The organism is Microbacterium sp. 67-17, assembly GCF_001898325.1.
Lineage (GTDB): Bacteria > Actinomycetota > Actinomycetes > Actinomycetales > Microbacteriaceae > Microbacterium > Microbacterium schleiferi.
This window is the reverse complement of the sequence record NZ_MKTR01000002.1, coordinates 31,844-46,754: the sequence shown is the minus strand read 5'-3', so window position 1 is coordinate 46,754 and position 14,911 is coordinate 31,844. Positions and strand designations below refer to the sequence as shown.

The 14,911-nt window shown below is 67.0% G+C and carries 12 protein-coding genes and 1 tRNA gene; 5 read left to right on the top strand and 8 right to left on the bottom strand.

Annotation, left to right across the window (positions count from 1 at the left end; all coding sequences use genetic code 11):
* Positions 1 to 192: 192 nt before the first annotated feature.
* The 7 genes from BGO47_RS00270 to dcd form a co-directional block, all read right to left on the bottom strand.
* Positions 193 to 2,907, bottom strand: coding sequence for a hypothetical protein (locus tag BGO47_RS00270; protein ID WP_292707111.1), 2,715 nt, complete (start codon positions 2,905 to 2,907; stop codon positions 193 to 195).
* Positions 2,904 to 4,544 (bottom strand): phosphate ABC transporter substrate-binding protein PstS, encoded by a 1,641-nt coding sequence (gene pstS, locus BGO47_RS00265; RefSeq protein WP_292707108.1) that lies wholly within the window; start codon positions 4,542 to 4,544, stop codon positions 2,904 to 2,906. Before pstS ends, BGO47_RS00270 begins: the two co-directional genes overlap by 4 nt.
* Positions 4,541 to 5,800 (bottom strand): phosphate ABC transporter permease PstA, encoded by a 1,260-nt coding sequence (pstA, locus tag BGO47_RS00260; RefSeq protein WP_292707105.1) that lies wholly within the window; start codon positions 5,798 to 5,800, stop codon positions 4,541 to 4,543. Before pstA ends, pstS begins: the two co-directional genes overlap by 4 nt.
* Entirely contained in the window at positions 5,800 to 6,921 is a 1,122-nt protein-coding gene (gene pstC, locus BGO47_RS00255; protein ID WP_292707102.1) for a phosphate ABC transporter permease subunit PstC, read from the bottom strand. The genes pstA and pstC overlap by 1 nt, the downstream gene beginning before the upstream one ends.
* 201 nt (positions 6,922 to 7,122) lie before the next feature.
* Positions 7,123 to 8,859 carry a PASTA domain-containing protein gene (locus BGO47_RS00250; RefSeq protein ID WP_292707099.1) on the bottom strand — a complete coding sequence of 579 codons (1,737 nt, stop codon included), beginning with the start codon at positions 8,857 to 8,859 and terminating at the stop codon, positions 7,123 to 7,125.
* A gap of 9 nt (positions 8,860 to 8,868) precedes the next feature.
* Positions 8,869 to 9,366, bottom strand: coding sequence for a hypothetical protein (locus BGO47_RS00245; RefSeq protein ID WP_292707097.1), 498 nt, complete (start codon positions 9,364 to 9,366; stop codon positions 8,869 to 8,871).
* Between the two features lie 227 nt (positions 9,367 to 9,593).
* Positions 9,594 to 10,202, bottom strand: coding sequence for a dCTP deaminase (gene dcd, locus BGO47_RS00240; protein ID WP_292707094.1), 609 nt, complete (start codon positions 10,200 to 10,202; stop codon positions 9,594 to 9,596).
* A gap of 180 nt (positions 10,203 to 10,382) precedes the next feature.
* Here dcd and BGO47_RS00235 point away from each other — a divergent pair, with 180 nt between their 5' ends.
* Together BGO47_RS00235 and BGO47_RS00230 are read left to right on the top strand one after the other, a co-directional pair.
* Entirely contained in the window at positions 10,383 to 11,510 is a 1,128-nt protein-coding gene (locus BGO47_RS00235; RefSeq protein ID WP_292707092.1) for a sugar-binding protein, read from the top strand.
* A gap of 80 nt (positions 11,511 to 11,590) precedes the next feature.
* Positions 11,591 to 11,664 (top strand) — tRNA-Gly (locus tag BGO47_RS00230).
* A 377-nt stretch (positions 11,665 to 12,041) separates the two neighbouring features.
* Here the strand turns inward: BGO47_RS00230 and BGO47_RS00225 are convergent.
* Positions 12,042 to 12,236: a hypothetical protein gene (locus BGO47_RS00225; RefSeq protein ID WP_292707090.1), complete on the bottom strand. Its 195-nt coding sequence runs from the start codon at positions 12,234 to 12,236 to the stop codon at positions 12,042 to 12,044.
* Positions 12,237 to 12,435: 199 nt separating this feature from the next.
* Between BGO47_RS00225 and BGO47_RS00220 the strand changes: the two genes are divergently transcribed.
* From BGO47_RS00220 to BGO47_RS00210, 3 genes are read left to right on the top strand one after another with little or no spacing between them, the layout of a single operon-like run.
* Positions 12,436 to 13,128 (top strand): TetR/AcrR family transcriptional regulator, encoded by a 693-nt coding sequence (locus BGO47_RS00220; RefSeq protein WP_292707087.1) that lies wholly within the window; start codon positions 12,436 to 12,438, stop codon positions 13,126 to 13,128.
* Positions 13,129 to 13,170: 42 nt separating this feature from the next.
* Positions 13,171 to 14,112 (top strand): ABC transporter ATP-binding protein, encoded by a 942-nt coding sequence (locus BGO47_RS00215; RefSeq protein ID WP_292707084.1) that lies wholly within the window; start codon positions 13,171 to 13,173, stop codon positions 14,110 to 14,112.
* A 1-nt stretch (position 14,113) separates the two neighbouring features.
* The gene (locus BGO47_RS00210; RefSeq protein ID WP_292707081.1) at positions 14,114 to 14,911 is read left to right on the top strand and encodes an ABC transporter permease subunit; all 798 of its coding nucleotides are present in this window, start codon (positions 14,114 to 14,116) and stop codon (positions 14,909 to 14,911) included.

Below are 14,911 nucleotides of genomic sequence, written 5' to 3'. Positions count from 1 at the left end.
GTCCGCGTGGCAGGCGTCCGGCATCCAGCGACACCCGGTCGGGTGCCGTCAGGTCAATCGGGTCCAACATCCTCGGCCGCGCCACGGCGGTTGCGAGGGCCAATCCGATGCTCGATGCGCTAGGTGAACACACAGGGTTTTCTGGGCGAAGAAGCAGTGTCGCGTCGCTGTTCTAGAGAAATCGTGAGCGACTCAAGAGCGCGGCCGCATGCGGCTGACGATCGGCACCACGATCGCCGCCACCACACCGGTGATCACACCAAGGGGAATCGCCGCCGCCGTGAGCGGCAGTGGGGGATCGGCAGCGGTGACGCCGGCGGAGAGCGAGCCGGCGGCGGCTCCTGTCGCCGCCGGAGCCGAGTCGGCGGCGGGGGACGCGTCGGAGGCAACCGAAGGGGAGTAGTAGCCCGAGGTCGACGAAGCAGGGGGAACATAGGCGCCCTGCGTCGGCGGACTTGAGGGCGCTGGCGCCGGGGCCGGCCCGTTCTGAATGACGTCTGCCGCCGCTTTGGCTTGTGCGACCCACGACTCGGGAAGCGGCGCGTAACCGGGAGGAAGCTCACCGTCATCCGTTCCGGGATGTTGTCCACCCGTCACGGCGTAGCGGATCATGTTCGCGTAGATCGCCCGCAGCCCGGCGTCCTGCTGGCTGGGGTTGAGCGCCGCATACACCGGGACGGTCAGGGGATACGCGGTGGTGGCAGCAACCGACTTCGCGCTCGCGGGATCGAACTCAAGCACGGCGGGCTGCTCCGCCGTCGGAACCATAGCGGCTGCCGCCGCGAGCATCGCCTCCGAGGTCGGACCGACGAACTGTCCGGCAGGGTTGCGTAGAGAGGCGGTCACCGTCTGGTAGAGACTTGCCGCCGGTGTCGTGGTCAGCGCGATCACCTTACGGCTACCGAAGCTGTCAGGCGTGGACGAGCCATACTTCGGTGGGGTGGACTGCGCGTTCCACGCGCCGAGAGTCATGCCGTCGCCCCGCAGCACGCGGTACGCTCCGTTCGCGAGAGAGTTGGTGAACGGGCGCCACGTGACGAGGTTGATTGCACCGGTGCCCGATACCAGGTCGGTCAAGGTTGTGTCGGGCTTCTCTATCGGGTCCGCCTTGGGGAATGACTCCGAGGGCAACGACAGCGGAACCCAGTTCGCGGGTAGGGGCACCCCCTCGAGCACGCCGGTGAGGGCGGGGTTGTTGGAGTACCACGGGTTCACGACCATGCCCCAGGGATCGGGCTTTCCCGACAGCCAGTCCCTCGCCTCCTGGTCGGCGAGCACATACTCCCAGAGACGGACAGCGAGGTCGGAGCGTCCCTTGGGCATGAGGGCGTCCGCGACGGACGGCCCCAGGATCGTCTGATACTTCCATTCTTCGTCGTTGATCGCGAGAAAGTCCTGGTCCTGCAGTAGCGTGCGTGGGTTTGGGCCGGGCTTAGCGAAGTTCACGTAGCCGATGTGCGAGCGGTCTGCCCCTGTCGGTAGGGAATCGGTGTACGACGACGTCAACAGCTTGGCGACCAGCCGCGGGGTGAGGTTCATGGTGGTGAAGGGCAACCGAGCCTTCGCCTTGTAGGCATCCGGGGCGGTCTGGGTATTGGGCTGGCGGTCAATGGCGAATGTCAACGCCACCCCACCGAGGGCGACCGGCGCGTACTGCAGCGGGTCTTCCTTCCACGACACCAGATCCATATCAAGGGGGCGGGTGGTGAGCGCGAGGGGGCTGGCCGTCGTTGCCGATGCATCGACGAGCGCATCGGCTTCGTTTCCGGTGCGCAAGACGAACGGCGCACCGTTCTGCCCGAGACACAGGTTCGGCTGCCACGACGAGATCGCCCGCGCGACCAGCTCACTGCCAGCGAGCTGCTTTTCTGAGGCGCCGATCTCACAGCGCACACCGACCGGCTTGAAGTCGAGCTTCACCGCGAGGTGGTGCTCCCAGGCATCCCACCACAGACCCGACCTCGTGATGTTGGCCTGCCCCGAATCGCCCGTGCCACGAGGGATGATCACGAGCCAGCACGACTGCCCGACCACGGTTCCGTCGGTCTGCGTGATGGGGGTGCCGCAACCGAGACCTGTGGACTGCACTGCGGTCTGCACTTCGAAGGGCACCGATCCGGTGCCGTCGTCACCCGACGGGGCCCACGGAATCTCGTTCGTGGTGTACCTCGTGAAGAACTGGTTCTCGTTGACGTTGACGTAGTCAGCGTCCGATCGCTGCTTCACGACTCCCGCGGAGTCCTTGGTGAGGTTGGTCACGACGTACTCGGCCGCAGCGGTGGCGGGATCGACAGCCTTGGCCGGGTTGTAGCCGACGAAGGGGATGGCGGTGTACGTCGGCGGGATGCCCATCGGACTGGTGGTGAAGGCCGTGTAGCCGGCATCGTTCATTGCGACGTTCTCGGTCTCTGTGGTGCCATCGCGCATGCTGCCGGGACCGAGCGTCGCACCGTACTGGCAGGTCCGGCGATCCGGATGTCCCGGGTGCTCGGGGTCCTCTCCCCAGCACTGCGCGATCTGCAGGAAATCGCTACCCCCATTGCCGCCGACGGGCGCAGCCGACTTGTTCCCGCCCGTCCAGCTGATCTTGATGCCCTGTGAAACCAGATCGGCGGTCTGCGAAACGGTGACCTTGAGGTCGGGGGCCGGCGTTCCCTCGGCGACGATCGGCCCCCCCTTCGTGGCCGGATCAGTACTTGCGACAGTGACCGCGCTCGAGGTCACCAACGCGTCAGCGGCTGCAGCGGGCTGGGGGGTGAGCACCACGCCCGCCAGGCCCACGCCGCTACCGACGACCAGAGAGGTCGCGACACCGGCCACAGCTGCACGCACCCAGAGTGGCACCCCATTCAGCCGACTCCGGCGCGCCGACACGCGTGCGTCGTGCCGCGAGCCCGGAACACTCATCGACGGCCACCCTTCCCGTCGGGGCCGCCTGCGGATCTGATCGCCTTCAGGAGCAGGGGCGGTGCAACGACCGCGGCGAGCAGCAACACGAAGGCGAAGAGCATCACCGACTGCTGCCACCCCCACCCGTCGGGCGCGACGGTGAACGGAGACGCGACGGCGGCACCCGCAACGGTGCCGCCCGTGCCGGTTCCGGAGATGACGTTGCCGTCCTCGTCATAGAGCACCCCGGCGCCGGTGGCGGCATCCGCTGCGCCTGCCCCCCCTCCGGCCGTCCCCGACGCACCGACCGCGCCCGAGGCCGAGCCACCGCTCCCCGAGCCGCTGACCGGGGTCTCACCCTTGGCGCCGGCAGTCCCCGTGACGCACTGGTCGGAGCCCTTCTTGTCACACGCCGCCGGCTGTGCCGCGGTGAGCGCCAGCTGGTTCGTGGAGGGCGAGTCGCCTGCCTTGAAGGTGGGGTTGTTGCACTTGTTCGGGTCGACGTTCGCGCCCCCGGCACCCGGGATGCGCTTGATCTGGTCGAATCCGGCGAGCACCAGGTTCATGGGCAACGGTGAGTAGCCGAGCGAGGATGCCTGCTGCTGCCCCTCACACAGGAAGTAGCTCGCGAAGGCTCCGAGAGTCGCGCCCTTCTTCTCGGTGAACACACCCTTCACCTCGGTCGGCACGATCATGTAGGAGTAGCTCGAGAGCGGGTAGGCCCGCGGGTCGCCAGAGTTGTAGACGCCGTCGAGGATCTGGGTGAGGTAGTCGGGCGAGTTCGCGTCGGTGTTGATCTGCGCCGACAGCAACGCCACCGCGACCGAGTTCGAAGTCGGCTCGACGTAGTAGTCGGACTTGTTCAGCACCTTCGCCACCGGGAAGCCCGACTCCAGCGCGTAAGAGTATTCGACGTAGGTGATGGCGCCTTCGCCGTAGCCCTGTGCCACGTAGCCGGCGACACCGTTCGAGCCGTTCTGCGCCTTCGCGTTGCCAAACAGCGGGTACTGGGAGGTCAACCCGTTGCCGCGCCCCACCGACGCGGTGAAATCTGACCAGATCGAGGAGTACTGCTTCGACATCCACAGGGTGAACTGCGCCGTCGTGCCCGAGCCGTCAGAACGGATGACGGGAGTGATGTTCTTGTCAGGCATCGCCAGGCCCGGGTTGTCGGCCTGGATGGCGGGGTCGTTCCACTTCGTGATCTTGCCCGTGAAGATCTTGGTGATGACCTCCCCCGATAGGCGCAGGTTCGTAACGCGCTTGCCGCCGATCACGAGGTTGTACATGAAGGCGGTGCCACCCGCGACGATCGGCATGTAGGCGTATCCCCGGTTGGGGATCTCCGGCGCGCTCACGCCGTCTTCCGGGTTGCGCTGGAAAGGGATCTCGCTGACGGCGAAGTCGACGGTGCCGAGGATGAAGTCGGTGCGACCGCGGGTCGATCCGACACCGGAGTAGTTCACCGTCATGCCGTAGTTGCCCGATACGTTGCTGCGCCACTGGTCGATGGCGTTCTGCGACCAGGTCGACCCCGTACCGGAGATGGGCTCATAGGTAGCGGCATACGCGGGGATCGCCGCGCCGACAGCCATCGCCGCCACGCCGATCCCGGCGACGATCCGGGTCCACACACGCGCGAAGGGACGGGTCATGATTCCTCCTGGGGTGCCGGCGGTGCGGCCGGCGCGGCAGTGCGGGCACGGGCTGCACGCTCGATGCGGATGAGATCGTTCTGGGACTGGCGGGCTACAGCCCTGCGCTGACGCGCGGTCAGCTCGCCGGGGCCGCGACCGCCGATGACGCGGGCGATTGCGAAGAGCGCGAGCACCAGCAGCATCAGCACGGCGGCGGCGCCGAAACCGCGCGCGATCATGTTGGGTTCGGGAGAACGCACGAAGTCGAACACCTGAAGCGGCAGCGAGATCATCGGACCTTCGAACGGGTTGAGGTTCATCACTGCGGTGACCCCCGAGGTCAATAGCACCGGCGAGGTCTCACCGATGCCACGGGCGGTTCCGAGGATGACGGCTGTCGCAAGTCCCGAGCGGGCGGTCGGCAGCACGACGTGCCACACCGTGCGGAAACGCGATGCCCCGAGGGCCAAGGCGGCCTCGCGGAGGTTGCCCGCGACCAGGCGGAGCACGACGTCTGCTGCGCGCACGACGATCGGCAGCATCATGACCGTGATCGCCATCGCCGCCGCGAAGCCCGAGCGTTGGCCCGTGATGAGCAGGATGATCGCCGAGTACACGAACAAGCCAGCCACGATGGAGGGGAGCGCGGTCATCGCGTCGGTGACGGTGCGCACGAACCGCGCAAACGGGCCGCCGATCTCGTTCAGGAACACCGCGGTCAGGATGCCGAGCGGCACGGTGATCGCCAGCGCGATCCCGATCTGGATCAGCGTTCCCATGATCGCGTGCGAGACGCCACCGACATCCAAGCCGTCGAGGGGACCGGCGTACTGCATGTCCTGCACGAAGAAGTTCCAGTGGAACAAGGCATCAGCACCGCGCAAGATGACGAAGACCACCACGAACACCAACGCCGTGAACAGGATGATGCCGGCGCTGGCGAGCAGCACCGTCATGACGCGGTCGATGACCTCGCGCAGATCCGCGACCACCGAGACCAGCAGCCCGTAGAAGACAATGAACAGCACGAACGACACGGCAAGCCAGCCGACCATGCCGGTCAGCGGCGCGATCCAGCCGAAGAGCAAGGTGGCGGTAGCCATCGCCCCCGCAGCAGCGCCGATGACCGGGTAGACGTCGTCGGTGCGTATGGCGCGCAGCGACCGACGCAGGCCGACGGGGGTGTCGCCCGGGTCGGGGGTGGACGTGCGGCGCGGTTCCGGCTCGGATGCCGCGGCATCCGAGATCTCGGGAGCCTCGATCGTCGTTGACATCACGCCTCGCTGTTCGCGCCGGATCGGGATCGCGCGACGATCGACGATGCGGTGAAGTTGATGGCCAGCGTGATCAGGAAGAGGGCGAGTCCGGCTGCCATGAGGGCAGAGAGACCGAACTCGCTCGCCTCGCCGTAGCGCAACGCGATCAGCGCTGAGATGGAGTTCCCGCCGGTCTTGAGCACTTGCCAGTTGATGTAGAAGATCGGCGAGATGATCATGTAGATCGCGATCGTCTCTCCTAGTGCCCGACCCAGAGCAAGCATCGTTCCGCCGATGATGCCGCCTCGCCCGAAGGGCAGCACCACGGCCATCACCATGCCCCACCGCGTCGAGCCGAGCGCGTACGCAGCCTCCCGCTCTCCGGGGGGAGCCTGCATGAATGCCTCCCGCATGATCGAGGTTTGCGTTGGGGTGATCATGAGCGAGACGACAATGCCCGCGATGAAGGCTGACGAGGTGAAGGCGCTGGCATCCGTGGCGGCGGCGCCATCGGCATCCGTCACAGCGAAGATCGGGATCCACGCGAAGTAGGTCGAGATCCACTGCGAGACGGGGATCACATTGGCCTGGAGGAAGAACACACCCCAGAGGCCGAAGACGACGCTCGGCACTGCAGCCATGAGGTCGACGAGCGTGATCGCCCACTGCTTGACGCGGCCCCGCAGCACCTCCGAGATCAGAAGCGATGTTCCGAGCGACAGCGGCATTGAGATGGTCACGGCGATGACGGCAATCGTGACGGTGCCGAAGAGCACCGCAGCGATACCGAACTGTCCTGACTCGGGGTTCCATTGCTGCTCGAACAGGAAACTGACACCCGAGACCTGGAGCGCGGATCCAGCACGGACGGCGAGAAATAGCCCGACGGCGAGCATGATCGCGACGGTCACTCCACCGGCCGCGAAGGCGACGGCGCGGAAGATTCTGTCCGAGGTCGATGGTCGTGAGCTCAGCGAGCGCGCACCATCGGGGTGAACCGACTCGGGCTCGTCGATGATCTGAGTGATCTCGTCGGCCAGGAAGACATCGGCGACCTCGTCGAAGACCGTGGCGGAGCTAGCGGGCTCCCCGCCGACGGTCTGATCCGCGTTTATGTGCCGCCGCCGAAGTCGCATCATGAGCGGTCACCGCAGCGCGATACGGACATCCAGGTTCTTTCGGGTAGGGCTCGCCGCGGCCGAAGCGCATGGGGGAAGGCGGCGGACGGCTCGGGATGCAACAGCGGGTCGATTACCTGATCGTCCGGCGCGATCGTGAACGAAAGGCGTCGGATTGACGAAGGCGCTCTTTCTCGCAGATGTTCGAGAGGCGTCCTGGACTCACGGCACCACCGGCGGTGTGGGAGTACGTGTCGGAGTGGGGCTCGAAGCGGGTTCGGGGGTGGGGCTCGGCGACGGAGTGGGGCTCAAGGCGGGTGCCGGTTCGAACACCGTCACCGTCGATCCGACGGCCCATCGTGAGCCACCGGACGGGTCTGTTCCGATGACGCCGCTTCCCAGGGTCGAGGTCGGCACCGATGCCGTAGAGAATCCCGCCTCCGTGATCATCGACAACGCGAGTTGCACATCCATCGCCGTCACAGACGGCACGGCGTTGTACCCCGAAGCAACCGTGACAGCTACCGAGCTCCCGAACGCAGCCCGCTCGCCTGAGGCAGGCGAGGTCCCCAGAACTGTTCCCTCGGGCCATCTGCTATCGACCGTGGATACGGTGCCGACCACGAGTCCAGCGTCCACGATGCGCGCGCTCGCTTCCGCGAGCTGTGTTTGCGAGACATCCGGTACGTGCGGTCGGTCGTCAACACCCGTGGATTCAGCGCTCGGAGTGGGAGACGGCGTGGCTGCTGGCGAGGTCGGGCTCGCCGTCGGGTCCGCCGTGATGGATGCCGAGGGCGACGCCGCCAATGAGACAGCGACGCCCAACGCCACGGCCGCCGAGATCGTCCCGATCATCACGATTCCGGCAGGGCGGCGACCGCGACGAACAGCATGAAACGGACTCGCTGCGGACGATGCCGGGGCCCGCGAGGGCGTCACTGTGGTTCCGAGGACACGTGTCACGTCGAGCTCACCGCTGAGGGCGTGGAGGCCCTCGGCCCGCACCTGGGAGAGCGGCGGGACAGCAGTGGGTGCCATCGCGGCGTTGGGGTGCGAGGGTTCAACGCCGGATGGACTCGGGTTACCCGATATCGCGTCCACCAGGGCATCCCTCATGGTGCGCGCGTCGGCGAACCGGTCGTCGGGGTCTTTCAGCATCGCCTTCACGACGATGCGGTCCAGTGCCCGAGGGACGCCAGGACGCTGCACCGAGGGCACGGGCGGCGGCGCCTCCAGATGTGCCCGGGCAACCTGGGCGGGCTCCTCACGACGAAACGGTGCCTGACCGACGAGCGCGAAGTACAGCAATGCCCCCGCCTGATAGATGTCGCCGCGCGCGTCGACCGCGTCGCCACGCGCCTGCTCCGGCGACATGTAGCTCGCATTGCCGAGCACACCGACGCGCCCCTCGTCGTGGGACGCGAGTAGCGCATCCGCTCCCACCGCGGTCTCGCCCGCGTCGCCTGCGATCCCGAAGTCGAGCAAGCGCACGCTGTCGGGATCGAGCTGTCCTTCGTTGTCCCGCGCCACCATCACGTTTGTTGGGGAAACGTCACGGTGAACGAGTCCCACAGAGTGGGCCGCATCCAGTGCCTCGAGCACGGGCATGAGCAGGCGCGCCGCCACGGACGGCATCAGCGGCCCGGTTGCACGAATGTGTTCCGCGACGGTGGCGCCGGCCACGACCTCGAGGGCAATCCAGACCACGGGTTCAGGCCGGTCCAGGTCCTCGCCCACGTCCAGGACGCGCGCCGAATGTGGGTGCTGCAGCCGGGACGCTCGCGCCGCCTCCTCGAGGAAGAAGGCGCGCGCCGCTGCTCGTCCGGTCAGATGTGGATGCAGGATCTTCAGTGCGACGCGCTGCCGGCTCTGCGCGTCATCGGCGAGAAAGACCGATGCCGACCCTCCCGTTCCCAGGAGCTCGATGATCCGGAACCGTCCCGAGATGACTGCAGCCATCTGGTTTCCCTAGAGCACAGCGCCCTCACCGGCGCTCGCGGGGCGTCGATGAGGGGTCGAGAAGTACGTCACCGGGGCGGCGAGCACTCGTGCCGTGCGGAAGGCGGCAAGCGCTGAGACCGCCGCGGCGGCGGCGGTCGACGATGAGGTGTACCAGCGTGCACACGTCATGACCGGTCCGCCGTCCGCGTTGAGGACCCAACCACGTCGGGTCGTCTGCCCGTCCACGACGGCGGCGACATCCAACTGCCCCGTCATGGCCGCCACCCGCTCGACGTGCCTTCGGGCCTGGTCTGCGTTCTGATAGAGGTAGAAGCTTCGGCCGAGCTCGCGGTTGTTAGATGCGACCAGGCGCCAGTAGACCGCGGCTCCCGCCTCGCCGCTGCCCTTGAGGCTGTCGCCCGGTCGACCCGCCTTATCAGGAACGTGGGAGACGGCGACCCCGGGAACCACGGCATTGCGAAAGCGCATCCACTTCTGGACCATCGGATCGTCGACCGAAGACATGATCCTGAAACTAACCACGGCTTGCACGGCACGTATCGCAGCACTCGTCACGGGTTCGGAACCGAGCGATTCCACTATGTCCTCCGGGAAATGGTGCCAGGGGCTCCCGGCCCAGGACATCGTCGGGATTCGCTTCAGCGGGCCGTGATCGTGATCATCCGGTCAGCGGCTTTCGCGCAGCTTTCACACAGGTGTCCTAGAGGTGTCCGGTTCGTTCCCTAGAGGTCTCAGCGGTCGCCGGCCGACCCAAGCTCGCGCGTTCCGACATCCGTACGGTGGAAGTTCTGGTGGGACCGCGATGCGGTCGGGCCGCGCTGCCCCTGATAGCGGTTGCCGTACGGGCCAGACCCATACGGGTTCTCCGCCGGTGAGGACAGCCGGAAGAAGCACAGCTGCCCGATCTTCATCCCCGGCCACAGGGTGATGGGAAGGGTGGCGACGTTCGAGAGTTCGAGCGTCACGTGTCCCGAGAAGCCCGGGTCGATGAACCCCGCCGTGGAGTGGGTGAGTAGGCCCAGCCTCCCCAGCGAGGACTTCCCCTCGAGTCTGGCTGCGATGTCGTCGGGAAGGCTCACCTGTTCGAAGGTCGAGCCGAGCGCGAACTCACCGGGATGCAGGATGAAGGGCTCATCGGGTCGCACTTCGATAAGGCGCGTAAGGTCCGGTTGATCGACCGCAGGGTCGATGAATGGGTACTTGTGATTATCGAAGAGACGAAAATACCGATCCAGGCGTACGTCCACGCTTGATGGCTGCACCATGTCGGCGTCCCACGGATCGAGCGCAACGCGACCTGAAAAGACTTCATTGCGGATATCGCGGTCCGAAAGCAGCACGCGGCCATCCTAGATGACCGACCGCCTCGAGCCGGCGCCGCGGACACCTCTACGTCACCAGTTCGTGATGCTCTGGACATCCCCCGTCGGCATGTAATGCACGCGCATGGAAGAGGGTTGGGCGTCGCATTCCCGACGCATGCTTCGGCGCTGCCGCCCGCCGCCCTGGAGAGGATCCCCGTGCGCTTTCGACCCGCTATCGCCATCGCGACCGTTCTGACAGTCACGATGCTCAGTGCGTGCACCGGAGGCGCTGAGCCGACCCCTTCGCGCACGGTACTCGACCTTGACGTGACCGGGACGGTAGGGATCACCCTGCCTGCGGGCGAGGGTTCCAGGTACCTGGAGGCAGGGAGCGCGATCGAGACGCTGCTCACCACCTGGGGCGCTACGGTGGACCTTCGCTACTCGGGCCCGGATCCCGCCGACCAAGCAGATCAGATCACAGCAATGGTGGACGCCGGAGCGGATCTGCTCATCGTCACGCCCGTCCAAGCCGACGCTCTCGCCCAACCGCTTGCCGCTGCACGCGAGGCCGGCGTACCGGTCATCGCCTACGACAGGCTGATTCGCGACACACCCGACGTCGACTATTACGTCGGGTTCGACCGGTTCGGCATCGGTGTCCAAGTCGGGTGGGCTGCGTTGAGCGGTCTCGGTTTGGGTGATCTCAACGGCGATCCCACGGGGGCGCTCCCCGACGAGCCTTACCCCCTCGAAGTCTTCGCGGGCGACCTCGCAGCGCCCGACTTCTACTACGGCTACAACGGGACCGTGCGCCAGGTACTCGAGCTCTCGGCCGAGCAGGGCAGCACCACTTTCGGCTCCGGGCAGTCAGCACCGGACGCCGTGGCAACGACCGACGCGCGTTCGGCCGCGGCCCGGATGACTCAACTCCTGCAGACCGTATACACGGAGGGCGTGAGCCTGCGTGCCGTAACGACCGCGGGGGACGACATCGCGGCCGCCGTGATCGCGTCACTCCGTGACCATGGGCTGAGCCCTGGCTCAGACCAGTGGCCCGTGGTCGTTGGCGTAGGCGCGACAACCGAAGGCCTCCGCGCAATCGAGTCGGGCGAGCAGTACGCGACGATCCTCACAGATGACCGCCTCGTGCACGAGGCCGCAGCCTACCTCGCGGCATCCGTACTCCTCGGCGAGCAGCTCGACTCACTGAACGTCAAGGACTACGACAACGGAGCCCGCACGGTACCTGCCCTCCTTGTTCCCGGCACGATCGTCACCGCTGACAATCTGCAAGCCACGATCATCGATTCCGGATACGCCTCGCGCAGCGAGATCGGCTGACGCTCCGGGCCTCCGCGGACGAGATGCGCGCTCGGCGTGCTCGACCGGCCTTGATATGCTGGCGGGGCGCTTCGGCGCATGGGGCTGTAGTTCAATGGCAGAACTTCTGCTTCCCAAGCAGACAGCGCGGGTTCGATTCCCGTCAGCCCCTCCAATGCCCTCGCGTGCGGCCGCAGGCCGTGCGGGAGGGCATTCGTATGGTTGCCGTAGGAACCGGTCCGCCCGCGGGTGGGCCCACGCCGCCGGAGGCTCCGCGCGCCGCGAAGCGGCGTGTGGAGTGGCGGTGGGGACGATTCCCGTCAGCCCCTCCACTGCCCTCGCGTGCGGCCGCAGGCCGTGCGGGAGGGCATTCGTGTGGTTGCCGTAGGAACCGGTCCGCCCGCGGGTGGGCCCACGCCGCCGGAGGCTCCGCGCGCCGCGGAGCGGCGTGTGGAGTGGCGGTGGGGACGATTCCCGTCAGCCCCTCCAGCGCCCTCGAACGCATCGAAGGCCCACGCAGTACTCTGCGCGGGCCTTCGGGTTCAGGGGACGTCAGTCGCGGGTTGCTTCCTTGACGTCGTTGCGTGCCTTCACGGCGTCGCGTTCGGCCTCCGCCTTCTTGACGTCGGCCTCAGCCGACATCTCTTCGGCCTTGTCCTTGGCTCGGTCAACTCCGTCCTGGATGGCGTCGGCGGTGTTCTCCGCAGCCTCAGCGATGTTCTTCTTCGCATCTTCCATGAATCCCATGGGGTCTCCTTCCATCTGCAGAGCGCGACGTGATGTCGCAATGCATGAAGGTAGCTGGTCTCTTTGCCATGTCCCAGGGGGTTGCAAGATCCGGCCCGACCGTCCATAGTTCGCGCCGGCAGTCGGGATTCCCCATCCCGAGCCCTACAGAGCCGCTAGCCCTTGACGACAGGCTGAACGGGTGTTTAGCATGTTGAACATGCGTTCAGCCCCCGACGCTTCGACCCGTGACCGGATCCGCGATGCGGCAATCGCGGCCTTCGCAGAGCGCGGCTTCGACACGGCCAGCCTGCGGGATATCGCGCAGCGCGCCGGCGTGAGCGCAGCGCTGATCGTGCACCACTTCGGATCCAAAGACGGACTGCGCGAAGAGTGCGACGCCTACGTCGTCCAGACGCTGGTCACCGACAAGGGCCGACTCGCGGGTGGCGGCGCCTCAGCGATGATGCGCGAGGCCCTCGCCGACCGCCAGCGCTACGAGCCACTTCTTGACTACATGTCCCGGATGCTGACATCCGACACCGCGGCGGCAGACGACCTCTTCGACTCCCTGACGGCCGCGACGCGCACCCTCCTCGAGCAACAGGCCGCGGCCGGGATGCTCCGCCCGCAGTCGGACATGGACGTCACGGTCACCGCGGTGACGCTCTACGGCCTCGCCCCGGTGCTCCTGCGCCGCCAGCTCGCCCGAAGCCTCGGCGAGGACGGGCTGACCGAGACGCTGCTTCGCCGGCTCACCCTGCCGCTGCTCGAGTTTTACACCCACGGTCTCTATGCCGACGACCGGCTGCTCACCGCTGCGCACGACGCGCTGGAGCGCCCGATCGGTCCACCCTCGGGCAAGGGCGAGAACGACCCGCACCAGGACCCCGACCCGCCGCTGGCCGACTGACTCTCGGCATCCATCACACACCAGCGACGAAAGGAGCAGGGTATGACCCCTGCCATTGAACTCAACGACCTGCGCAAGCAGTACGGGCGGCGCACCGCCCTCCATGGCCTGACCCTGTCTGTCACGCCCGGCACGGTGTTCGGCCTGATCGGCCCCAACGGGGCAGGAAAGACCACGACCCTCCGGATGCTGGTCGACATCATCCGGCCGACCAGCGGCACCGCCCGCGTGCTCGGAACCGATCCGCGAACCGGCGGGGCAGCCCTCCGGCGACGCATCGGGTACGTTCCCGGCGAATTTCGGATGGAGGGAAGGGCGACCGGGCGGCGCCTCCTCGACTTCTACACGAGCGTCTCGGGACCGGTCAGCCCCGGGCGCATCGACCACCTGGCCGAGCGGCTCTCGTGCGATCTCTCCCGCCCTGTCCGCACGCTCTCGAAGGGCAACAAGCAGAAGCTCGGACTCATTCAGGCCTTCATGCATGAGCCGCCACTGCTGATCCTCGACGAGCCCACGAGCGGACTCGATCCTCTGATGCAGCGCGAATTCCTCGGCCTCGTGCACGAGGCGCGGCAGAACGGCCAAACGGTTCTGCTGAGCTCCCATGTGCTCAGTGAGATCCAGCAGGCAGCCGACGAGGTCGCGGTGCTCAGCCAGGGCCGGATCGTCGCGGCGGGTGCTGTCGACGAGCTGCGGCTCGGCGCCGTGCGTCGCATCCGTGCCGTGCTGACGGATGCCGACCCCAACGCGGTCCGCGGCGTACTCGCGCCCCTGTCGACGAGCACGCCCCCCGAGGTGCGTGCGCAGGATGACCGGGTGATCGTGCACGCCACGCTCGAGGGCGAGATCGACCCGCTCGTAAAGGCACTGGCCCGCTTCCACGTGGCCGAACTGCTGATCGAGGAGCCCGACCTCGAGGAGTCGGTGCTGCGCCTCTACGGGTCCGCGAGCACCGATACCCCCACAGCGATGGGGGGCGAGTGAGATGGGCCGCCTGCTCCCCATCACAGCCCGGAGCCTCCGTGACTCCTGGCGCGGACTGCTCGCGTGGGCACTGGGCCTCACTGCTGCCCTCGCGCTCTACCTTCCGCTGTTTCCGTCGTTCGGCAGCAACGGCTCGCTCGAAGAGATCATCGCGACGCTGCCGCCAGAGCTGGTCGACGCCCTCGGCTACGACCAGATCGGCACCGGCTCGGGGTATGCGCAAGCGACCTTCTTCGGCCTGATCGGTTTCGCGCTGATCGTGATCGCGACCACCGCGTGGGGTGCGAGTGCGATCGGCGGCGCCGAAGAGAACGGCCGCCTCGAACTCGACCTGGCACACGGGATCGGCCGTGTCTCCTACGTCCTCGAGAACGCCCTGGCGATCCTTCTGAAGCTCGTCGTGTTCGGCATCGTCATCGGCGTGGTGGTCGGCATCCTCAACGGACCTGCAGAACTCGGGCTGGAGGCATCCGGAATCATCGCAGCGATTGCAGCCCTCGCGGGGCTGGGCGCACTGTCGGCCGCTGCCGCACTGCTTGCCGGCGCCATCACCGGTCGCCGGATCGCCGGGGTTGCGGCGGGCGCGGGCATAGCCGTCTACGGGTACGCACTGCAGGCAGTCGCGAACCAGTCCGAGGATCTCAGGTGGGTCGAACGGCTCTCGCCTTACTCCTGGGCCTACAGCGAGGCGCCGCTCGAGTCGGGATTCGCGTGGGGCATCGCAGCGGTCTGGGGTGTCGCGATTCTGTTCACAGGAGCTGCGGCTCTCGCCCTGCGCTCCCGCGACGTCACCGGCTGA

Excerpts from the sequence above, each read along its gene's own strand:
- BGO47_RS00220 (WP_292707087.1), top strand. The coding sequence starts at position 12,436 with ATGCGTTCAGCCCCCGACGCTTCGACCCGTGACCGGATCCGCGATGCG.
- BGO47_RS00270 (WP_292707111.1), bottom strand. The coding sequence starts at position 2,907 with ATGAGTGTTCCGGGCTCGCGGCACGACGCACGCGTGTCGGCGCGCCGG.
- BGO47_RS00215 (WP_292707084.1), top strand. The coding sequence starts at position 13,171 with ATGACCCCTGCCATTGAACTCAACGACCTGCGCAAGCAGTACGGGCGG.
- pstC (WP_292707102.1), bottom strand. The coding sequence starts at position 6,921 with ATGATGCGACTTCGGCGGCGGCACATAAACGCGGATCAGACCGTCGGC.
- BGO47_RS00245 (WP_292707097.1), bottom strand. The coding sequence starts at position 9,366 with ATGTCTTCGGTCGACGATCCGATGGTCCAGAAGTGGATGCGCTTTCGC.
- pstA (WP_292707105.1), bottom strand. The coding sequence starts at position 5,800 with ATGTCAACGACGATCGAGGCTCCCGAGATCTCGGATGCCGCGGCATCC.
- BGO47_RS00225 (WP_292707090.1), bottom strand. The coding sequence starts at position 12,236 with ATGGGATTCATGGAAGATGCGAAGAAGAACATCGCTGAGGCTGCGGAG.
- pstS (WP_292707108.1), bottom strand. The coding sequence starts at position 4,544 with ATGACCCGTCCCTTCGCGCGTGTGTGGACCCGGATCGTCGCCGGGATC.
- BGO47_RS00250 (WP_292707099.1), bottom strand. The coding sequence starts at position 8,859 with ATGGCTGCAGTCATCTCGGGACGGTTCCGGATCATCGAGCTCCTGGGA.
- BGO47_RS00210 (WP_292707081.1), top strand. The coding sequence starts at position 14,114 with ATGGGCCGCCTGCTCCCCATCACAGCCCGGAGCCTCCGTGACTCCTGG.